General features: G+C 37.6%; 21 protein-coding genes and 1 pseudogene. 13 read left to right on the top strand and 9 right to left on the bottom strand.

What is annotated here, in order from left to right:
- Positions 1-84 precede the first annotated feature (84 nt).
- From ACI4WO_RS01690 to ACI4WO_RS01650, 9 genes are all read right to left on the bottom strand, one after another.
- Positions 85-2,460, bottom strand: a complete 2,376-nt coding sequence (locus ACI4WO_RS01690; protein ID WP_439805826.1) for an endonuclease MutS2 — start codon at positions 2,458-2,460, stop codon at positions 85-87.
- On the bottom strand, positions 2,453-3,217 hold the full coding sequence (gene recO, locus ACI4WO_RS01685; RefSeq protein ID WP_439805825.1) for a DNA repair protein RecO: 765 nt from the start codon (positions 3,215-3,217) through the stop codon (positions 2,453-2,455). The genes ACI4WO_RS01690 and recO overlap by 8 nt, the downstream gene beginning before the upstream one ends.
- Positions 3,165-3,323: a hypothetical protein gene (locus ACI4WO_RS01680; RefSeq protein ID WP_439805824.1), complete on the bottom strand. Its 159-nt coding sequence runs from the start codon at positions 3,321-3,323 to the stop codon at positions 3,165-3,167. The genes recO and ACI4WO_RS01680 overlap by 53 nt, the downstream gene beginning before the upstream one ends.
- A 106-nt stretch (positions 3,324-3,429) precedes the next feature.
- The gene (locus ACI4WO_RS01675) at positions 3,430-3,594 is read right to left on the bottom strand and encodes a hypothetical protein (protein WP_439805823.1); all 165 of its coding nucleotides are present in this window, start codon (positions 3,592-3,594) and stop codon (positions 3,430-3,432) included.
- Between the two features lie 15 nt (positions 3,595-3,609).
- Positions 3,610-4,503, bottom strand: coding sequence for a GTPase Era (gene era / locus ACI4WO_RS01670; protein ID WP_439805822.1), 894 nt, complete (start codon positions 4,501-4,503; stop codon positions 3,610-3,612).
- A gap of 24 nt (positions 4,504-4,527) precedes the next feature.
- Positions 4,528-5,034: an rRNA maturation RNase YbeY gene (gene ybeY, locus ACI4WO_RS01665; protein ID WP_439805821.1), complete on the bottom strand. Its 507-nt coding sequence runs from the start codon at positions 5,032-5,034 to the stop codon at positions 4,528-4,530.
- A gap of 2 nt (positions 5,035-5,036) precedes the next feature.
- Positions 5,037-5,999: a PhoH family protein gene (locus ACI4WO_RS01660; protein WP_439805820.1), complete on the bottom strand. Its 963-nt coding sequence runs from the start codon at positions 5,997-5,999 to the stop codon at positions 5,037-5,039.
- Positions 6,000-6,223: 224 nt separating this feature from the next.
- Positions 6,224-7,393 (bottom strand): sporulation protein YqfD, encoded by a 1,170-nt coding sequence (locus ACI4WO_RS01655; RefSeq protein ID WP_439805819.1) that lies wholly within the window; start codon positions 7,391-7,393, stop codon positions 6,224-6,226.
- A 5-nt stretch (positions 7,394-7,398) separates the two neighbouring features.
- Entirely contained in the window at positions 7,399-7,653 is a 255-nt protein-coding gene (locus tag ACI4WO_RS01650; RefSeq protein ID WP_439805818.1) for a YabP/YqfC family sporulation protein, read from the bottom strand.
- Between the two features lie 85 nt (positions 7,654-7,738).
- Between ACI4WO_RS01650 and ACI4WO_RS01645 the strand changes: the two genes are divergently transcribed.
- The 13 genes and pseudogenes from ACI4WO_RS01645 to ACI4WO_RS01585 all read left to right on the top strand — a co-directional run.
- The gene (locus tag ACI4WO_RS01645) at positions 7,739-8,833 is read left to right on the top strand and encodes a hypothetical protein (protein ID WP_439805817.1); all 1,095 of its coding nucleotides are present in this window, start codon (positions 7,739-7,741) and stop codon (positions 8,831-8,833) included.
- A gap of 122 nt (positions 8,834-8,955) precedes the next feature.
- The gene (locus ACI4WO_RS01640) at positions 8,956-10,494 is read left to right on the top strand and encodes an SPOCS domain-containing protein (RefSeq protein ID WP_439805816.1); all 1,539 of its coding nucleotides are present in this window, start codon (positions 8,956-8,958) and stop codon (positions 10,492-10,494) included.
- A 9-nt stretch (positions 10,495-10,503) separates the two neighbouring features.
- On the top strand, positions 10,504-11,976 hold the full coding sequence (gene spoIVA, locus ACI4WO_RS01635; protein WP_439805815.1) for a stage IV sporulation protein A: 1,473 nt from the start codon (positions 10,504-10,506) through the stop codon (positions 11,974-11,976).
- A 141-nt stretch (positions 11,977-12,117) separates the two neighbouring features.
- Positions 12,118-13,050, top strand: coding sequence for an NAD(P)/FAD-dependent oxidoreductase (locus ACI4WO_RS01630; RefSeq protein WP_439805814.1), 933 nt, complete (start codon positions 12,118-12,120; stop codon positions 13,048-13,050).
- Positions 13,022-13,330: a thioredoxin gene (trxA, locus tag ACI4WO_RS01625; protein ID WP_439805813.1), complete on the top strand. Its 309-nt coding sequence runs from the start codon at positions 13,022-13,024 to the stop codon at positions 13,328-13,330. Before ACI4WO_RS01630 ends, trxA begins: the two co-directional genes overlap by 29 nt.
- A 197-nt stretch (positions 13,331-13,527) precedes the next feature.
- Positions 13,528-14,238, top strand: a complete 711-nt coding sequence (gene pyrH, locus ACI4WO_RS01620; protein WP_439805812.1) for a UMP kinase — start codon at positions 13,528-13,530, stop codon at positions 14,236-14,238.
- 3 nt (positions 14,239-14,241) lie between these two features.
- Positions 14,242-14,796, top strand: coding sequence for a ribosome recycling factor (frr, locus tag ACI4WO_RS01615; protein WP_439805811.1), 555 nt, complete (start codon positions 14,242-14,244; stop codon positions 14,794-14,796).
- 15 nt (positions 14,797-14,811) lie between these two features.
- Positions 14,812-15,546 (top strand): isoprenyl transferase, encoded by a 735-nt coding sequence (locus tag ACI4WO_RS01610; protein WP_439805810.1) that lies wholly within the window; start codon positions 14,812-14,814, stop codon positions 15,544-15,546.
- Positions 15,547-15,548: 2 nt separating this feature from the next.
- Positions 15,549-16,382, top strand: coding sequence for a phosphatidate cytidylyltransferase (locus tag ACI4WO_RS01605; RefSeq protein WP_439805809.1), 834 nt, complete (start codon positions 15,549-15,551; stop codon positions 16,380-16,382).
- An 84-nt stretch (positions 16,383-16,466) separates the two neighbouring features.
- A complete protein-coding gene (locus ACI4WO_RS01600; protein WP_439805808.1) occupies positions 16,467-17,612 on the top strand; it encodes a 1-deoxy-D-xylulose-5-phosphate reductoisomerase in 1,146 nt (381 codons plus the stop codon).
- A gap of 8 nt (positions 17,613-17,620) precedes the next feature.
- Positions 17,621-18,670, top strand: a complete 1,050-nt coding sequence (locus tag ACI4WO_RS01595) for a M50 family metallopeptidase (protein WP_439805807.1) — start codon at positions 17,621-17,623, stop codon at positions 18,668-18,670.
- Positions 18,671-18,680: 10 nt separating this feature from the next.
- Complete coding sequence (gene ispG, locus ACI4WO_RS01590) at positions 18,681-19,718, top strand: flavodoxin-dependent (E)-4-hydroxy-3-methylbut-2-enyl-diphosphate synthase (protein WP_439805806.1); 1,038 nt, start codon at positions 18,681-18,683, stop codon at positions 19,716-19,718.
- Between the two features lie 10 nt (positions 19,719-19,728).
- Positions 19,729-20,305: pseudogene (locus tag ACI4WO_RS01585) on the top strand (PolC-type DNA polymerase III); the annotation flags it as partial.

Genomic DNA, 20,305 nt, shown 5'->3' with positions numbered 1-20,305 from the left:
TTAATTATACTCAATAATAAATAATATTATAGAAGCATCCGATTAAATAAAATTAACCGGATGCTTATTTTGGTTATTTACTTTTTATTTCAGCTCCACAATAGTAACTCCGTTTTCACCTTCACCGTAAATACCCAGTCGGAAGCTTTTAACAGATTTCATGGTTTTTAGTCTCTGATGGATAGCGGATCTTAAAATGCCAGTACCTTTTCCATGGATAATGGTAACCATATTAAGTCCCGAAAGGACGGCATTATCAATAAACGCTTCCATTTCATAAACGCCCTCGTCCGCACTTTTTCCTCTTATGTCCAGTTCCATAGTGCCTTTTCTTTCCATTTTACTTTTGATATTTCTGGTTGAAACTGGCTTACTTTTATAGGTTACTTTCTGTTCGTCAAGCAGCCTTAACTGCAAAACTGATACCTTTGTTTTCATAATTCCCATCTGAACGTAGACGTTTCCGCTGTCGTCCGGATCACTGCATACTGTAGCTTTTTTATCAATGTCACGAACCAGAACGGTATCTCCCTTTTTAAGCTTTCTGGGAAGTCTGTAGCCATCGTCATGCTTTTCCATAATAGGATTTGCTCTGTCATACATTTTATTGAATCTCTGTTTGCTTCTTGACTTTGCATTTGCATATTTTTCGGCAAAATCTTTTTTGTCTTTTTCCTTTTTGATAGCTTCAAGCTCGTCTAAAAGACTGTTGGATTCTGCCTTTACGCTTTCAATAATACTTGTAGCCTGAAGTCTTGCCTGTTCAAGCTGATGTTCCTTGTTTTTTTCCAGAGCGTCCAGTTCTTCTTTAAGTTTCTGACGGGTTTCCTCGGCTTCCTGTTTTGCAATACGCAATTCCTCGTTCTGACGTTCAAGCTCAATTCTGGATTGTTCCAGCTGTTCAACGATCTTTTCAAACCGTGAATTTTCTTCACTTACAAGTTTTTTTGCCTGTTCTATTACGTCCTCCGGCATGCCCAAATACGCTGAAATTGAAAATGCGTTTGATTTTCCCGGAGAACCGGTAATCAGTCTGTAAGTAGGTTTCAGGGTTTCAATATTAAATTCACAGCTGGCATTTTCAACGTCATTCTGCTCAATTGCATAAAGCTTTAGCTCCTGATAGTGAGTTGACACCATAAGCTTAGCACCCTGACATTTCAGCCGCTCAATAATTGATATAGCAAGAGCAGCACCTTCTACCGGATCTGTTCCGGAACCCAGTTCGTCCAGAAGTATCAGAGAATTTTCATCAGCAATATTTATAATTTCGATAACTTTGTTTGTATGGGAAGAAAAGGTTGAAAGACTTTGCTCAATACTTTGATTGTCACCAATATCGGCAAGAATATTTTGGTATACAGAAACACTGCTCCCGTCAGATACCGGGATAAGCATTCCGCACATTACCATTGCAGACAGCAGTCCGGCAGTTTTCAGAGCAACGGTTTTTCCGCCGGTATTCGGACCGGTAATAATAAGCGCCTGATAGCTTTCCCCAAGACTTATATCAATAGGTACTGCTTTTTTTGGATCAAGCAGAGGATGTCTTGCCTTGTTCAGGTGAAGTCTGCCATCGCATGTAATTTCAGGGGCTGCTGCTTTCATTTTAGCCCCCAGATTAGCCTTTGCAAAGTAAAGATTCAGTTCAGTGCATATTTCATAGCCTCTTGATATTTCATCTGCACATTCTCCGCATTCACGGCACAACTCTGTGATAATGCGTTCGATTTCTTCCTGTTCCTGACTTTCAAGCATTCTTATATCATTGTTGGCTTCAACTATTGCCATAGGTTCAATAAAAATAGTCTGACCTGATGCAGATGAGGAATGAATAAGTCCTTGTATTTTTCCCCTGTGTTCTGCTTTTACAGGAAGAACATACCTTCCGTCTCTCATTGTAACAATATTTTCCTGCAATGCTTTCTGGATGCTTTCTGAGCGTATCATTTTATCAAGAGTATCACGGAGCTTTGAACCGGCACGGTTTATTTTCTTCCTTATTGCGGCAAGTTCCGGACTGGCAGCATCTGAAATTTCATCTTCTGAAATAATAGACCTGTCCAGCTTTTCATAGAGATATTTGTTAGGTCTGAGTGATGAGAAGAGATAATCAAGTTCTGTCTGAATATTTTCACAGTGGTCATACCAGTCAGAAAGTGCTCCTATCTGATTCAGAACGCTTTTTATTTCAAGCAGTTCCTTAAGTGATATTTTCGCACCTGATGCCGCACGTCTTAAAGATGCACTAACATCTTTTATATTGTAAAACGGGGGAGTACCAAACCTGATTGAAAGGTCAAGAGCCTGAGAGGTTTTGTCCATTTCACGGCACACTTCATCAAAATCAGAGCATGGTTCAAGCTCCATAGCCATTTGTTTTGTTTTTTCGTTTGCTGCCATGTCAGCAAGCATTTTAAGAACTTTATGTAGTTCCAGTGTTTTATAATACTTATTCATAAATTTTATTTCCTAATGATTTGTAAAATTCAAGTGTTTTAAATTCTTTTCCTAAATGTATCAGCAGATACCTTTCAGTAAGCTGACTTAGTTTGAGCATATTTTTATCTGACAGTCTGAAATTGAAGAGTCTGTTAAAGTCTGCAAATACAATGTGCCTGAGGGCTTTTACAACAGATGCATTTATTCTTATCTGTGAATCGTCATAAGATCCCCGGAAGCATTTGTGACAGTATAATTTTGTGCTCAGCATATCAAAACACATATAATCAGATATATAAGACATACATACAGGGCAGCATACTATATCCGGCATCATTCCGATTTCTGTCATGAATCTCATTTCAAAAACGGACTTTAAAAAAATGCATTCCCTTTCTCCGTTTGAAAGGAAATGCAATGTATTCAGTACCAGCCGCATCAGATCTTCCTTCTGCTCATGCTGACCTGCCACATAGGTCAGCACTTCAGAAATATAATCAGCCAGTGCCAGTTTGTCAAGATCCTCTCTGATTTTATAAAAGAGCCGTATAGGCTCGCAGCTGTCAAGATAATATCTGCCCTTATCAAATCGTACTGAAAATGTTGAGTAAGCAAAAAGCTGACATCCGCCTGCATTTTTGCTTACCATTTTTCTTCCGCCTCTGACGGAAATTTCAATAACGCCTCGTTCTTTTGTGAAAACATGAATGAATTTATCGTTTTCACCTGCCGGATATTCCCTTAAAACTATACCCTTGAGCGTCACCATTTCCATTTATATCACCATCCTTGACATTCCGGGCAATACATGAATTTTTATATTCAAGATAATCTTCTATTTTACCAGTGGATGCAAATATATTCCATTTTTCATTAGTCATAAAAAACTCCGTTCTTCCGTATAAAAGTATTTTTATACGGAAATTTTATTCCCCTAAAAAATTATTTCCCGGACTGAGTATTTTTATATAATGTAATCAATGGAAATTAATTTGCTTTTTTAAGCTTTTTTCTTCCGGCATTTTTCTTCGTTTTATTTTTCAGTTTTCTTTTTCTGTTTGCATTTTTCTTCGTCTTATTATTTGACTTGGAATAATCAAAAATACCTTCCAGTATAACTTCAAGCAAAGCTTCAATTATATCTTCAATCATAAAATAAATCCGCCGTTATTTTTCTGTAAGTCCGAAGGAACGTATAAGTCCCTCACGGTTTCGCCAGTCCTCCTTGACCTTGACCCAGCACTGAAGATTTACCTTTATCTGAAAGAATTTTTCAAGCTCCTGTCTGGAAAGAGTTGCAGCTTTTTTGAGCATAGAACCGCCTTTGCCGATAACAATACCTTTGTGGGAATCCCTTTCGCAGTATATTACAGCGTCAATATCCAGAATATCCTTGTCCTCACGTTCGCTCATTTTTTCGACTGTTACAGCGATTCCGTGGGGTACTTCATCATTTAACAGGTCAAGAAGCTTTTCCCTTATGATTTCTGCTGCAATGACCTTTTCAGGCTGATCTGTGATCATATCATCAGGGAAGAAATGCGGACCGTCAGACGCCAGCTTCATAACCTCTGATATTACAAGGTCAACGCCGTTGTTTTCCGTAACGCTTATAGGCACAATTGCTTCCAGACTGTATTTACCGCTTAGGTCTGAGATAACAGGTACAAGCTCACTTTTATTTTCAAGCAGATCAATTTTGTTAAGTACAAAAATTACAGGAATTTTTCCGTTTGACAGATCTGTCAGCATGTGTTCTTCCTGACTGTTGAGCTTTTTAGTACAGTCTGCCATAAAAATTACAGCATCAATATCCGCAACAGATTCCTTAACAGTATTGAGCATGTGATTGCTGAGTTTGTTTTTAGGTTTGTGTAGTCCCGGAGTGTCAATAAAAACCAGCTGGGTATCATCAATTGTTTTTATTCCGGTGATTCTTGTTCTGGTAGTCTGGGATTTACTGCTGACAGAAGCAATTCTTTCACCTATAACTGCGTTTAACAGTGATGATTTTCCGGCATTTGTCCTGCCTATTATGGTTGCAAAAACGGTTTTGGTCATATTAATCTCCATTCTTTTGCTGTTTTAAGATTCCTCTGTAACATAAGTTGCATCTCGTGATATGCCTAGTTTTTCCAGTACAGCTTCTTCTTTTTCTCTCATTATTCTTTCATCCAGCGGACTTGTTTCATGATCATAGCCCAGAAGATGAAGCATTGAATGGACTGTAAGAAATCCAACTTCACGCTCCAGCGAATGACCATACATATTAGCCTGTTTTACTGCCATTTCAAGGGAAATAACCACATCGCCGAGAAGTACAGAGCCTGTTTCGGCGTTTATTTCCTGTTTTCCGTCTTCACTGGTAAGAGGAAAGGATAAGACATCAGTTTCCTTGTCCTTGCCTCTGTAAGCCTTGTTGAGATTTCTGATTTCCTTATTTGAAACGAATGAAACGCTGACTTCTGCGTCTTTGCCAAAATTTTCAGTTGTTAAAACAGCCTGACAGCAACGGCGTATCAGCAGTCTGATACCAACGGGGATTTTAACAGCGGTCTGATTGTTTTTTACATATACTTTTAATTTTGACATTATTATTTTCTCCTTTCATTGTTGTATTTTTCATAAGCCTTTACAATATCCTGAACAAGCTTATGTCTTACTACGTCTTTTTCGTTGAATTTGTGTATATATATATCGTCAACATTTCTGAGAACCTTCATAGCTTCAATAAGTCCGGAGCCTTTGCTGTCCGGAAGGTCAATCTGTGTAACGTCACCGGTAATTACCATTTTACTGTCATTGCCCAGACGTGTCAGGAACATTTTGATCTGTTCAGAAGTAGTATTCTGCGCCTCATCAAGAATAATAAAAGAGCCTTCGAGGGTACGTCCTCTCATGTACGCCAGAGGAGCTACTTCTATGATACCTTTTTCCATATATTTGGAGAAATTTTCAGCTCCGAACATTTCAAATAAAGCATCATAAAGTGGGCGGAGGTAAGGGTCGACCTTTTCCTGAAGATCTCCGGGAAGAAATCCCAGTTTTTCTCCTGCCTCGACCGCCGGACGGGTAAGAATTATCTTATTTACTTCATGAGCTTTGAAAGCCTTTGCCGCCATAGCAACGGCAAGGTATGTCTTACCAGTTCCGGCGGGACCGATACCCATTACTATAGTATTATTTTTTATTCCGTCAATATATTTTTTCTGTCCGACAGTTCTTGGTCTGACAATTTTTCCTGTTGCAGTAACACATATTCCGTCTCCGATAAGTTCGTTTATCTGTTCAGCTCTGCCGTCTGAGACCATAGAAGTGACGTATCTGATAGTCTGACCAGTAACTCGTTCACCTGTTTTGGAAATTTTCATAAGAGCTTCTATGGCCTGAGCTGCTTTATTGACATTTTCTTCACTTCCGGAAATTTTTATGTCAGTCCCGCGGCTCAGCACCACTACATCATATTGTCTCTGAATCATGTTAATATTTTCGTCATAAGTTCCGAATAAGTTTATAATCTGCTCTGTATCGTTTACATTTATAATTTTATCAGCCATTAAAACACTCTTTTCTTTTCGGACGGTTTTTGCCAGCGTATAAGGCAAGCAGTACACCATCGTTATTTTATTTTTCAAAAAATTTTCTCACTACTATTATATCACAGTTTTTCACATTTTTAAATACTTATTTTCTAATTTTTTTCAAAATTTAACAGATTTTTTCATGAAATTTACAAAATTATTGGTTCAGGCGGAATTTTTTTAATATATGATACAGATTTTTAGTCTGTGAATATTTCATGGTCAATTCCGACAGGTCCTTCCAGAGTATAAGTTATTTTATATTCCATATAGTCATTTTTTATAGTTTTTTCTATATTGCGGTCAATGATGTCAATATCTTTGCAGTCATAGAAATTTTTTTCATGAAGTGCAGTCTTCTGCTGAAGCTTTTTGTCTGCTTCTTCTTCGGAATATGTTATGGCATCATATATAAAAGGAGTATACTCGCTGTGAACGATACCGAGAGGAATTTCCCTGCCGAAAATCATGAAATTATTTGTACTTTCGCTGTAATCATAGGTATCATATTCCGCAGACTTAAAAAACATAGGTATTCTGTATCCGAAAAAATAGAAGTATTTTTTTTCAGTTACTTCTCCTGTATATATCTGTCCGGATTCTTCAAATGGCTGACGAAATGTAACCTCTTCCTTGTATATGCCTAAGATTTTACCCATAGCATGTTTTTTTAATATATGTCCTTTTTCATCGTCTACAGTACCGCTGACAATTATATCTCCTTTTTTAACGCCGTCACCGATTTTTTTCATAAGCTTTCCGGCATATACTTCAGCGTATGTAAGCTGTGCGTCTCTTGATGCTACTATATTGCAGGGAATCTCGTCACGCACCATTTCAGGCGGATCCACGGTTTCTGTGATATCCACTACAATACGGCTTCCTGTATGACGTATACCAGTCCATGCAATATCGGGAATGCTAAGGCGAAGCCTTTGTTCGCAGCTTCTGAAATTTATATCCGGAATAAATTTACCCTTATAAATTCCTATATCATAAAGTGCGGAAATGATCTGTTCGCTGGTAACCGTTTTGTTCCCGCATACTTCTATTGATACCACAATATTTGAACAGTAAAATATAAATCCCAGAACAAATATAATACCTAAAAAAATTCCGAATCTGAAACGATATTTTGAAATTTTAAATCTCAGTCCTTTTTTTTCAATAAATTCTATATTAATATCGGATTTTTCAGCAAGATTACTTAATTTTTTCATATCCCGACTGTATATCTGACCGTAAAAAAAACCGTTTCTGCATGACTGGGAAGTGCAGACAATATGACTGTTTCGTATGTCGTTTATAAATTTATAAATATTGTCTCCGCCTGCTTTAAATCTTACTATACCTCTTAAATTTTTCAGCATTTTTTTCACCCGTTCTTCATAAGTTCAACCGACTGGATATTTCCGTAAACATAAATACCGTTTGAATTGAAATCATTTACCTGAAGTCCGCTGCCCCATATCTGTACGGTCATATCCCATGTCCGTACTTTTATAAATACATCGTTGTATTCAAGAATTTTTTTGCAGCATTCAACTAAAACTTCACGGTTTCCGGTAATTTGTATTTGTGTTTCCATATTTATAAAACGCTTGCCTTTATCAATAATCTTTTCAGACATTTATACCACCTCGTTTAATTATATTATAGGAAAAGCTGTAATATCCATCATGAAATACGGCATATACTGTAAAGGTGATAAAAATATGACAAAGAAAATCAGATCAGCAGTTTTTGCAGTACTTATTACAGTATCAGTTTATTTCTGCCTGAGATATCCTGAAAGTATCGGAAAAAGTATAACTGATTCCATAGAAAGATGTCTTAAGATTATAATTCCTTCAATGTTTATGTTTATGTGTGTTTCCTCTGTGATTTCGGCTTCCGGACTGCACAGATTAATCGGACGTCCTTTCAGACCATTTGCAGAAAAAATATTAAAAATTCCCGAAGAAGGCTTTGCAGTATTTATTTTAAGTATGATATCCGGATATCCTGCCGGAATAAAGCTTGTATCAGACAGTCTGACAAAAGGTGAGATTACAGTAAAACAGGCTCAGAGAATGAATTGCTTTTGTTTTTCCAGCGGACCGGCATTTATTTCAGGAACAGCAGCCGGACTTCTGTACCCTGATTCAAATACGGGAATAATTATTTTTTGTTCTGTAGTACTGGGTAATCTTGCAGCGGCAGTTGTTTCCGGGCTGATGTCCGGGGAGAAGTATCAAAGACCCGGAAAAAGCAAGATATCTCTGAATGAGGGAAGTATTATACCGTCGGTTAAATCGGCTTCTGCGGCTATGATGCAGATGTGTATTATGATTGTTGCCTTCGGCGGCTTTTGCTGTATTCTGAAGCTTACAGGAATTATACAGTTTGTGTCAGTATGGGCAGGACGGATTTTTTCAATGGAAAGTGATGAGATATACAATATTATAATGACTTTTCTGGAAATCAGTAATGTGGTAACTCTGCCGGTGATGGATATTGAACTGATGCCGGTTATTACAATGCTTTTGTCATTCGGCGGAGTGTGCGTTCTTATGCAGATCATTTCAATCGGCGGAGATAATTTTAATACTGCAATGTTTTTAAAATACAGAATTATTGCAGCTGCGGTTTCAGCAGCAGCATGCCGTTTTCTTATGAGATTCTCAGATATTACTGATACATGCGGAGCTTCTTTTGAAATAGTATCTGAAAATAAATATTCTCCGCTGCCGTCGGTTTTGCTGATTATTATGATAATAATGCTGCTGGGAACAGCAAAGGATTCCGGAGGAAAAAAATCAAGTGAGTAGTCTTATGAGAATATGTTCTGATAATTTATGTCATATCCGGACTGTGCTATGAATATAATGATTTTAGTAAGACAAGTCCGGAACAATAAACACGGATTTGATGCATATTAGGAGGTATATAAATGGATTTAAAGATCAATCGGGAAATTCTGTCTGTTAATGAAAAAATATATGATGGAGTTCAGGAACAGAGTGTGGAGCTTGATTATATTCTGCCGGATTATTGTCCGGATATTTTTAAGCTTGTTAAATGCAGCATAGTCCCCACGATTTTATCAAGTAATATAAACGGTGACACAGTAACATACGAATTGCTGGCAGATATAAAAATACTGTATTGCTCGGAAAAGGACAGCAATTTACAGTGCATATCCCAGAAGCAGACATATACTAAAACAGTCCAGTTGGGGGACAGTGTAAACAAACCTGAAGTGTGTCTTAAACCGAAAACAGATCATATCAACTGCCGTGTGGTCAATCAGAGACGTATAGATATGCGGGGAGCAGTTTCTGTAAAGGTTAAGATAACAGGCGAAAAAAATCAGGAGGTGATCTGTGATATTTTCGGCATGAATGCACAGATGAAAAAAATCCCTGTAGAATATGCTGCCAAAAAAATCAAAGAAAATAAGGTGGTTACAGTCAGTGAAGACATGGAAATGAACATGTCAAACCCTCCGGTGATAAATATTATACGCATTAACACTGTAATGCTCAGACCGGACAAAAAAATTATTGCCAATAAGCTGGTAGTAAAGGGAGAGGCACAGATTAATGTCTTGTATACCTGTGAAAGCGGTATGGAAAAAATGCAGTTTGCATTGCCATACAGTCAGATAATTGATATGGACGGTCTTGATGAAAGCTATCAGTGTCAGGTTGAAACCAATGCCATTTCCTGTGACATTATTCCTTCTGCAAATTCAGACGGAGAAATGAAAGTATTAAAATGCGAACTGAAAATAAATATTCAGTGCAGTGCGGTAAAATCTCTTCCGGTTCAGCTGGTGACTGACGCTTATTCAACCTCCTATCCGTGTGAGTATGCATCTTCAAAATTTACAATTGATCAGATTCCTGTACAAATAAATGAAGTTATTCAGGCAAAAGCGTCTGTGGAAAATGAAGGCGGAACAGTTTCATGCGTTTATGATGCATGGTGCAGTGTGAAAAATATTAACATCCGTATTAATGCAGAAGAAAAATGCATTAATATAAGCGGAATGCTGTGTTACAGTATAATGATAAAAAGCGATAATAGTTTTCCGTCAGTAGTTGAAAAGGAAGAGCCTTTTGAAAACAGACTTGAATTTCAGGAAATCACAGCAAACAGTACTGTAGATCTGCATCTGGAGGCAATAAGCTGTACATATACTCTGACGTCCTCCAACGGCATTTCATTGAAAACGGAAATAAGAGTTACCGGAAATCTTTATACCTCATCAAGCTTTGAAGCACTTACTGATATAAAATTTGACGATACAGTAAAAATAATAAGGGACGGAGATTATGCGCTAAAATTATATTACGGAGTTGAAAATGAGGACGTATGGGATATTGCAAAAAAATATTCTACATCTGTTAAGGCTATAATGGAGGAAAATTCTCTTGAAAATGAACGCCTGACAGATAACGGAATGCTTTTAATACCGATTGTGTAGGAGGAACAGATGATTAACGATATTTATAACGACATATCAAAAAGAACCGATGGGGATATTTATATCGGCGTAGTCGGTCCTGTCAGAACCGGAAAATCCACCTTTATAAAACGCTTTATGGAGACTCTGGTAATTCCGAATATAGAAAGCGATTTTAAAAGAGAAAGAGCTGTTGATGAGCTTCCTCAGTCGGCTGCCGGAAAAACAATTATGACTACAGAGCCTAAATTTATTCCGGAAGAAGCAGTTGAAGTAAATCTTGAGGGTGCACGCTTTAATGTCAGACTTATAGACTGTGTAGGCTATATAGTTCCAAGCTCTCTGGGATATATTGAAAATGAAGCCCCCAGAATGGTCATGACGCCGTGGTTTGATGAGGAAGTACCCTTTAACATGGCGGCGGAGGTAGGTACTCAGAAGGTTATTACTGAGCATTCTACCATAGGTCTTGTTGTGACTACTGACGGAAGTATTTCGGATATTCCCAGAGATGAATATGAAGAATGTGAACAGCGTGTGATTTCAGAGCTTAAGGAAATCAATAAACCCTTTGTTGTAATTATGAACTGCGTTGATCCACGGTCAGAGGAATCAGTGGCTTTGTGCAGCAGACTTTCTGAAAAATACGGAGCAACAGTTATTCCTGTTAACTGTCTTGAGCTTAATGAAAACGACATAAAGCAGATAATGACTCAGATTTTATTTGCCTTTCCTATAAGAGAAATAAATATAAGAATGGAAAAATGGATTACTGGTCTTGCAAAGGGGCATTGGCTTAAAGATGAAATTTTTTCTGCTGTAAGAGAATCCGCCAGAGATGTAAAACTTGTCAAGGAAGCAAGACATGCGGCAGAAAGAATAGCGGAATGTCAGTATGTAACGGATTCAGCCGTTTCAGATATTGACCTGGGGCAGGGAAGTGTTACCATTCAGGTAAATCTTGACAGTACGCTGTTTTATAAAATTTTAGGTGAAACAACAGGTATAGAAATTGTCAATGAAAGTGATTTGCTGCCCGTTCTTATGGAGCTTAACAGGATTAAAAAAGAGTATGAAAAAATCAAGCCTGCACTGGATGAGGTTGAAGCAACAGGCTATGGCATTGTAATGCCGGATATTGATGAGCTTTCTCTGGAAGAACCAGAAATAATAAAGCAGGGGGGAAAATACGGAGTAAGACTTAAAGCTTCAGCACCTTCGATACATCTTATGAAAGCTGCTATAAATACAACTGTAAGCCCGATTGTGGGTACTGAAAAGCAAAGTGAGGAGCTTGTAATGTATCTTCTGTCCGGATTTGAAGAGAATCCCCAAAAAATATGGGAATCAAATATTTTTGGAAAATCCCTTCATGAGCTTGTTAATGAAGGACTCCACAATAAGCTTTATAAAATGCCAGTTGAAGCAAGAATGAAAATTCAGGAAACTCTTGAACGGGTAATAAACGAAGGATGCAGCGGATTAATTTGTTTTATACTGTAAATGTGAGGCAATGCCGTACAAAAAATGTGCGGTGTTGCCTTAAATGCTGTGTTTATGTGAAAATATGAACATTTATATAGTCTGGTAAATAAGGAAGGATATTTCATATGTAAATGTCAATAATAAACATGGTGATTATATATGTATGATGTTGCAATTATAGGCGGAGGAACAGCCGGACTTTCAGCTGCAATATACGCTTTACGGTATGGTCTGAAAACTATAGTTATAGAAAAAAATATCTGCGGCGGACAGATACTGCCGGCAGTATCTGTAGAAAACTTTCCCGGATATTCAAATATTTCCGGAAGTGAATTTGCCCTTAAACTTTATGAACAGGCAAAACGCTGCGGAGCAGAAGTATTATATGACAATGTAATAAAAATAACAAGTGGTGATACTAAAATTGTCAGTACCTTACAGAAAACACTGAAAGCAAGAAGTATTATAATAGCTGTTGGTACACAAAACCGCAGGCTTGGTCTTGAAATGGAGGAGACACTGACAGGTCATGGAATTTCTTATTGTGCTTCGTGTGACGGAGCGTTTTTCAAAAATAAGCCTGTTGCGGTAGTTGGCGGCGGAAATACTGCGGTGGATGACGCTTTGCTTCTTTCAGGATTTTGTTCAGAGGTTTATCTGATTCACCGCCGTGATGAATTCAAAGCAGATATACAGTCGGTAAACAAACTTAAAGTGCATAAAAATATTAATATAGTATTAAATTCTGTAGTAAAAGAAATTAAAGGGAAAAATAAGCTTGAAGAAATTATTGTTGAAGATAAATCTGGAAACAGTAAAGTTATAAAATTAAGCGGACTGTTTGTTGCAGTCGGTCAGATACCCGGAAATGAACCATTCGATGGGATAATTGATATGGATGAATATGGGTATATTAAGTCAGGGGAGGACTGCAAAACTAATATTGAGGGAATATTTGCGGCAGGAGACTGCCGCACCAAATTATTAAGGCAGCTGGTGACAGCAGCATCGGACGGAGCTGCTGCAGCGGCAGGCTGTGCAGAATATTTAAGGAGGCAATATAATGATAGTTATTACAAAAGAGAATTTTAAAAAAGAGGTAACAGAATATAAGGGAAAAGTTTTACTTGATTTCTGGGCTGAATGGTGCGGTCCGTGTAAAATGACAGCACCTGTTTTTGAGGAACTTTCAGAACAATATGGCAGTATTAAATTCGGCAAAGTAAATGTGGATCAGCAAAAGGATATTGCCGCAGAGTATAATATAATGAGCATTCCGACATTTATTTTATTTGAGGATGGCGTGGCTGTAAAACAGCTTTCAGGAGCATATCCGGCAGAGGAAATAGTAAGATTTTTTGGTATTTATTAATAATATGATAGTTTCGGTCAGGTCTTTTAAATGGCTTGACCTGAAATTTTATGCCGGAAAACTGTCTTTGCAGGCATACCCTGATATCCCGAAGACTGAAAACTGTTTAATATTTTTTAATAAATTTGTATAAATCTACTTTACATCTTGAAGATTTTAGTGTAAAATAAAAAAAGAATATTTTGAGAGGTGTAAAAATGGAACCTAAATATAAAAGAATACTTTTAAAATTAAGCGGTGAAGCATTGGCAGGCGAAAAAAAATTCGGTCTGGATTATACTGTTATTACAGAAATCTGCAAAAGCGTAAAAAAATGTGCAGATGCCGGAGTTGAAATTGGTATAGTTGTAGGCGGAGGCAATTTCTGGAGAGGACGCTCCAGCGGCGGAATGGACAGAACCAGAGCTGACCATATGGGTATGCTGGCAACAACTATTAATGCTCTCGCTATTGCAGATGTTCTGGAGTCTATGGGGGTAGATGTAAGAGTTCAGACTGCTATTACAATGCAGCAGGTTGCAGAACCGTATATAAGAAACAAAGCTATGTCCCATCTGAAAAAAGGAAGACTTGTTATTTTCGGCTGCGGTACAGGAAATCCTTTCTTCTCAACTGACACAGCTGCCGCACTAAGGGCAGTTGAAATTGAAGCTGATATATTCTTTAAAGCTACTATGGTTGACGGGGTTTATGATAAGGATCCTAATAAATATGACGATGCAAAGAAATATGATACTCTTACATTCAGTGATGTGCTGAGTCAGGAGCTTGGCGTAATGGACAGTACTGCTGCAACTATGTGCCGTGACAATAATATGGGACTGCTTGTATTTGATCTCAGCAGACCTGATAATATTTATGATGCAGTTATGGGCGAAAATATCGGAACAATTATAAAGGAGAATTGAGTTATGAACGAAAGAATAAAAAAAGCAGAAGAAAAGATGATAAAATCAGTAGACAGACTTAAGGGTGAATTTGCTTCCATCAGAGCCGGAAGAGCAAATCCGGCAGTTCTGGATAAGGCTATGGTTGATTATTATGGTGTTCCCACACCTATTAATCAGATGGCAGCAGTTTCTGTTGCAGAAGCAAGAATTTTAGTTATTCAGCCATGGGATATTTCTACACTGAAAGCTATTGAAAAGGCTATAATGACTTCTGATATAGGTATTACACCAACAAATGACGGTAAAGTTATAAGACTTGTTTTCCCTCAGCCTACAGAAGAAAAGCGTAAGGAACTTTGCAAGGAAATCAAGAAATACGGTGAAGAAACAAAGGTTGCAGTCCGTTCTGTAAGAAGAGATACTCTTGAAGCACTTAAAACAATGAAAAAAGACGGTGAAATCACAGAGGACGATCTTAAGGACTTTGAAAAGGATGTTCAGAATATTACAGATAAATACTGTAAAAATGTAGATAATCTTGTTTCCGAAAAGGAAAAAGAAATCATGAGCATTTGATTTTGAGGAATATATATGGCATTATTTAACAAAAAGACTTCGAAAGCTCTTCCGGAAAATCTTCCGGAGCATATCGCTTTTATCATGGACGGAAACGGAAGATGGGCTAAGAAACGTTCTATGCCCAGAAAATTTGGTCACAGGGAAGGGGCTAAGACGTTTAAAAAAATTACCAGATACTGTAAAGATATCGGAATTAAAAATGTTACTTTTTACGCCTTTTCAACTGAAAACTGGAGACGACCCAAAGATGAAGTAGACGCCATAATTGAGCTTTTCAGAGAATATATTATTGATGTTAGAAATTATATCGGCGAGGATGTCCGTGTACTGTTCCTTGGAGATAAATCTATTTTTGATGATGATCTTCAGAAAAAAATGATTGATCTTGAGGAGGATACTAAAGATAACAAGCAGATGACAATGCTTCTTGCTATAAATTACGGCGGACGTGATGAGATCGTACATGCTGCAAGTATTCTGGCGTCAAAAGTAAAGGACGGGGAGATAAATCCGGGGGACATTACCGAGGATATGTTCGGAAAGTATCTTTATACTGCAGATGTGCCGGATGTTGATCTTATGATAAGACCCAGCGGAGAACAGAGAATTTCTAATTTTTTGATATGGCAGTCTGCCTATGCTGAGTTTTATTTTACTGATGTTTTATGGCCTGACTTTACTCCTGATGAACTTGATAAAGCTCTGATTGAATACAGCAGACGCTCCAGAAGATTCGGAGGTGTCTGAAAATGGGAACCAGACTTATTTCTGCGGCTGTTGGTATAGTTATAGCTGTTATAATACTTATTCTGCATGATACCATAGTACTTAATATTGCTGTAGGACTTATTTCTGCTATTATGGTATATGAAGTATTAAGAGCCGGAAGATGCATAAAACTCAGACTTACATGTATTCCCGCTGTTATTTATGCTGCTGTAAATCCTTTCCTTGTAACGGGGAGTTCAGCAAAATACAGATTTTCTGTAACATTTCTTATAATGCTTTGTATTTTTGCAACATACATTATTCAGCATAAGACTCTTAAATATTACAGACTGATGTTCATTATAGCCTCCACATTGCTTATAAGCAATGCTATGTGTACACTCATTATTATGCATGATATGGATAAGGTAAATGGATTTATGTACCTGATAATGGGTTTGTGCGGAGCATGGCTTGCAGATTCCGGAGCATATTTTGCCGGGACATTTTTCGGAAAAAGAAAGCTTTGTCCGGAAGTGAGTCCTAAAAAAACGGTAGAAGGTTTTATTGGAGGAATTTTTGTAACAGGACTGCTTTTTATGCTGATAAATTTTGGTTATTCGAAAATACTGCCAAATATATCAGATTATACTGTACATGTAAATTATCTGGAGGTATGCCTTTTAGGAATGCTTCTTGCAGTTGTCGGTACTGTCGGAGATCTGTCGGCATCTGTACTGAAAAGACAGTGCGGCATTAAGGATTACGGTAATATTATGCCGGGTCACGGCGGACTTATGGATCGTTTTGACAGTGTTGTATTTGTTGCACCTTGTCTTTATGCATTTATTACTGTTTTTAATATTTACAAATAAAAATAAACTGGGGCTTGAAAAGCCCCTTTTTTGCGAAAATATATGAAAGGATGGTATTATGTCCGTAAACGGGCATATAATTATATGAAAAAAACAATTTCCATTCTTGGATCTACGGGTTCTATAGGAACTCAGGCAATTGAGGTGGCTCAAAAGCATGGTATTCAGATAAATGCTCTTGCTGCTAACAGAAATACAAAGCTGCTGGCAAAGCAATGTATTGAAAATAATGTAAAAACCGCCTGTATTTTTGATGAAGGACTATACCAAGAGTTAAAAGAACTTCTGGAAGGCAGAAATATAAAAATTCTTACAGGTATGGACGGACTTTGTGAAATCGCAGCAGACAATACAGATGATATGATGGTTAATTCTGTTGTTGGAATGGTGGGACTGCTCCCGACTCTTACAGCTATAAAGTCCGGAAAAGATATTGCTTTAGCAAACAAGGAAACTCTTGTAGCCGGGGGTAATCTTGTAATGAATCTTGCAAAGCAGATGAATGTTAAAATATATACTGTGGACAGTGAGCATTCTGCAATTTTTCAGTGCCTTCAGGGAAATAAACGTTCTCAGCTGAAAAAAATTCTTCTTACAGCTTCAGGCGGACCGTTTTTTGGTAAAACTGCCCATGAACTTAAAAATGTCACAATTGAACAGGCTTTAAATCATCCTAACTGGAGTATGGGAAACAAAATTACAATAGATTCCTCTACGCTTATGAACAAGGGACTGGAATTTATTGAGGCTAAATGGTTATTTGATCTGACGCCCGATCAGATTGAAATAATCGTTCACAGGCAAAGCGTTCTGCATTCAGCGGTTGAGTATAATGACAACTCCGTAATTGCCCAGATGGGTGTACCGGATATGAAAATTCCTATACAATATGCGTTGCTTTATCCTGAACGAATGGAATGCAGCTGCCAGCGTCTGAGTCTTACGGATTATGGTACTCTGACATTTGAAAATCCCGATTATGAAACATTTAAATGTCTGTCTGCATGCATAGAGGCAATCAGCAGAGGAGGGGCATATCCATGTATTGTTAATGGTGCAAATGAAGAAGCTGTAGGACATTTTTTAAAAGGAAAAATAGGCTTTCTTGATATAGGGGAGATCGTAAGCCAGTCACTTGATAAATTTGGATTTAATGAAATTACTTCTTATGAAGATGTTATTGAGTTTGACCGTGCAGCAAGGGATTTTGTTAACAGCCGGGTTTTATAGGAGGAATTATGCTTAAATATATTCTGGCAATTATCATTTTCGGCGTTATAATTTTTATTCATGAATTCGGGCATTTTTTTACTGCAAAGCTTTGCGGAATCAAAGTAAATCAATTTGCTTTAGGAATGGGTCCCAGACTGTTGAAAAAACAGATCGGAGAAACGGAATATTCTATAAGACTTCTGCCCATAGGCGGATTCTGTGCTATGGAAGGAGAGGATGAGGAAAGCGATAATGACAGAGCTTTCAATAATAAACCAGTATGGCAGAGGATGATTGTCATTGTAGCCGGAGCGTTCATGAATATTATTCTGGGATTTGTTATTACAATAGTTTTAACATGTATGAGAAGTGCAGTTCCCAGTACTGTTGTCGGCGGATTCAGTACAGAATCTGAAAACAGCAGCGTTATTACCGCACAAAGCTATGAATGCGGACTGCGTGAAGGTGACCAGATAATAAAAATGGACGGAATGAGAATTTTTACTACAAGTGATTTAAGCTATCAGCTGAGTTCATCAGAGGATGCTACTTATGATCTGGTTGTTAAAAGAAACGGAGAAAAAATAAAACTTGACAATGTAACCTTTCATGACAGTAAAACAGATTCAGTAATTGATTTCGGAATAAAGGGACTAAGCAAAAATCCCATAACTGTTCTTTCATATTCTGCAAAGGACTGCGTTTCAACGGCACGTCTTATATGGATCTCGCTGGTTGATCTTGTTTCCGGAAAATATGGAATAAATGACCTTTCCGGACCAGTTGGACTGGTAGGTGCGATAGGAGATGCCACAGATGCTGGTGAAACTGTAAGGGAATCGGTTATGACACTTATGAATCTTACTGTGTTTATTACAATAAATCTTGGCATTTTTAATCTTCTTCCTATTCCGGGACTTGACGGCGGAAGATTTCTGTTTCTGCTGATCGAAGCTGTAAGGCGTAAGCCGGTTAAGCCTGAGCACGAAGGATTTGTTCATCTTATTGGTATGGCTCTTTTAATGCTGCTTATAGTGGTTGTTACATTCAGTGATATAAAAAAATTAATAGGGTAGGTATGAAATAATGAGGACAGTAAAAAAGGTTAAAGTCGGAAATTATATTTTAGACGGTAAAAAGATTTATGTTCAGTCGATGCTGAACAAAAGATCAGATGATATTGAAGGCAATGTAATTCAGGCGGAGGAGCTTGAAAAAGCAGGCTGTGATATAGTAAGAGTAGCAGTTCCGGATATGGAAGCTGTAAAGCTTATACCCGCAATTAAAGAAAAAATAAATATTCCTCTTGTGGCTGATATTCATTTTGATTATCGTCTTGCTCTTGCCGCAGCAGATGCCGGAGTTGATAAAATCAGAATCAATCCCGGAAATATAGGGGATATGGACAGAGTAAAACAGGTGGCAGTAACCTGTGCAAATAAAAATATTCCGATACGAATCGGAGTAAATTCAGGTTCTCTGGAAAAGCATATTCTTGAAAGATATCAGGCACCTGTTCCGGAAGCTTTGGTTGAAAGTGCACTTTATCATGTGAAGCTTTTAGAAAGATTTGATTTTGAAAATATTGTTATATCTATAAAGTCCTCAAATGTTAAAACAATGATTGAAAGCTACAGACTTGCAGCTCTTAAATGCGGATATCCGATGCATCTGGGAGTTACTGAAGCCGGTACTGAAAGAATGGGAATTATTAAATCAGCTGCCGGAATAGGTTCGCTGCTGTGCGATGGAATCGGGGAAACAATAAGAGTGTCACTGACAGGCAATCCGGTTTCGGAGGTGTATGCTGCTAAGGATATTTTAAAGGCAGTGGGAAGAGGTTCAGGTGTTGAAATTATATCCTGTCCTACATGCGGAAGAACAAGAATTGATCTTGTTAAGGCAGCTCACACGATTGAAGAAGCTGTCAAGGGAATAGACAAAAATATAAAAGTGGCAGTAATGGGCTGTTTTGTAAATGGTCCGGGAGAAGCAAAAGAAGCAGATATTGGTATTGCCGGCGGTGACAAATGCGCTGTTTTGTTTAAAAAAGGAGAAATTCTAAGAAAGATTCCGGAAGAAAATATTGTTCCTGAGCTTTTAAAGGAAATTGAATTGCTGTAGGAGTAGAAAAATGACTGAAATCAGATTAGGGGATTTTTTAAGTGAATATACTTCAGAAATACCGGAAGCTGTTGTGGACGGAAATATTTATAAACTGACATATTCAGCAGATCTTACAGAAATTTCCTTTTATGTAAAGTTTACAAAATTGATACCTTATAAGGATGTTATAGCATTTGAAAAGCATCTTGAGGGACTTCTTAATCTTGATAAAATAAATCTGCATTGTACATATCAGCCAGAGCTTTTTTCAATGGATTATTACAATGATCTTATCTCCAAATTAAAGAGAAGACTTGCTGTTGTCAATGGTTTTCTTGATAATGCCGATGTTAATTACGGCGATGGACTTATTACAATAGGACTTAAAAACGGTGGCTATGATCTTCTTGTCCGGGCAAATTTCTGCGGAGAATTATCAAAGCTTATAAATGATGAATTTGGTATAAAAATAAATGTCGAACTTACAGGAGAACATAATGTAGATGCTGCTGAACATGAAAAAATGATGGAGGAAGTAAGAGCTTCTCTTCCTGCACATACAGAACAGCTTTCCCAGAAGCCGGCTTCATCGGATGAAACAGCAG

Origin of the sequence: Porcipelethomonas sp. (assembly GCF_051893655.1) — a bacterium.
GTDB lineage: Bacteria > Bacillota > Clostridia > Oscillospirales > Ruminococcaceae > Porcipelethomonas.
This window is presented reverse-complemented; position numbering and strand designations above follow the sequence as displayed.

Coding starts and splice junctions, on each gene's coding strand:
- ACI4WO_RS01690 (WP_439805826.1), bottom strand. CDS start 2,460: ATGAATAAGTATTATAAAACACTGGAACTACATAAAGTTCTTAAAATG.
- recO (WP_439805825.1), bottom strand. CDS start 3,217: ATGGAAATGGTGACGCTCAAGGGTATAGTTTTAAGGGAATATCCGGCA.
- ACI4WO_RS01680 (WP_439805824.1), bottom strand. CDS start 3,323: ATGACTAATGAAAAATGGAATATATTTGCATCCACTGGTAAAATAGAA.
- ACI4WO_RS01675 (WP_439805823.1), bottom strand. CDS start 3,594: ATGATTGAAGATATAATTGAAGCTTTGCTTGAAGTTATACTGGAAGGT.
- era (WP_439805822.1), bottom strand. CDS start 4,503: ATGACCAAAACCGTTTTTGCAACCATAATAGGCAGGACAAATGCCGGA.
- ybeY (WP_439805821.1), bottom strand. CDS start 5,034: ATGTCAAAATTAAAAGTATATGTAAAAAACAATCAGACCGCTGTTAAA.
- ACI4WO_RS01660 (WP_439805820.1), bottom strand. CDS start 5,999: ATGGCTGATAAAATTATAAATGTAAACGATACAGAGCAGATTATAAAC.
- ACI4WO_RS01655 (WP_439805819.1), bottom strand. CDS start 7,393: ATGCTGAAAAATTTAAGAGGTATAGTAAGATTTAAAGCAGGCGGAGAC.
- ACI4WO_RS01650 (WP_439805818.1), bottom strand. CDS start 7,653: ATGTCTGAAAAGATTATTGATAAAGGCAAGCGTTTTATAAATATGGAA.
- ACI4WO_RS01645 (WP_439805817.1), top strand. CDS start 7,739: ATGACAAAGAAAATCAGATCAGCAGTTTTTGCAGTACTTATTACAGTA.
- ACI4WO_RS01640 (WP_439805816.1), top strand. CDS start 8,956: ATGGATTTAAAGATCAATCGGGAAATTCTGTCTGTTAATGAAAAAATA.
- spoIVA (WP_439805815.1), top strand. CDS start 10,504: ATGATTAACGATATTTATAACGACATATCAAAAAGAACCGATGGGGAT.
- ACI4WO_RS01630 (WP_439805814.1), top strand. CDS start 12,118: ATGTATGATGTTGCAATTATAGGCGGAGGAACAGCCGGACTTTCAGCT.
- trxA (WP_439805813.1), top strand. CDS start 13,022: ATGATAGTTATTACAAAAGAGAATTTTAAAAAAGAGGTAACAGAATAT.
- pyrH (WP_439805812.1), top strand. CDS start 13,528: ATGGAACCTAAATATAAAAGAATACTTTTAAAATTAAGCGGTGAAGCA.
- frr (WP_439805811.1), top strand. CDS start 14,242: ATGAACGAAAGAATAAAAAAAGCAGAAGAAAAGATGATAAAATCAGTA.
- ACI4WO_RS01610 (WP_439805810.1), top strand. CDS start 14,812: ATGGCATTATTTAACAAAAAGACTTCGAAAGCTCTTCCGGAAAATCTT.
- ACI4WO_RS01605 (WP_439805809.1), top strand. CDS start 15,549: ATGGGAACCAGACTTATTTCTGCGGCTGTTGGTATAGTTATAGCTGTT.
- ACI4WO_RS01600 (WP_439805808.1), top strand. CDS start 16,467: ATGAAAAAAACAATTTCCATTCTTGGATCTACGGGTTCTATAGGAACT.
- ACI4WO_RS01595 (WP_439805807.1), top strand. CDS start 17,621: ATGCTTAAATATATTCTGGCAATTATCATTTTCGGCGTTATAATTTTT.
- ispG (WP_439805806.1), top strand. CDS start 18,681: ATGAGGACAGTAAAAAAGGTTAAAGTCGGAAATTATATTTTAGACGGT.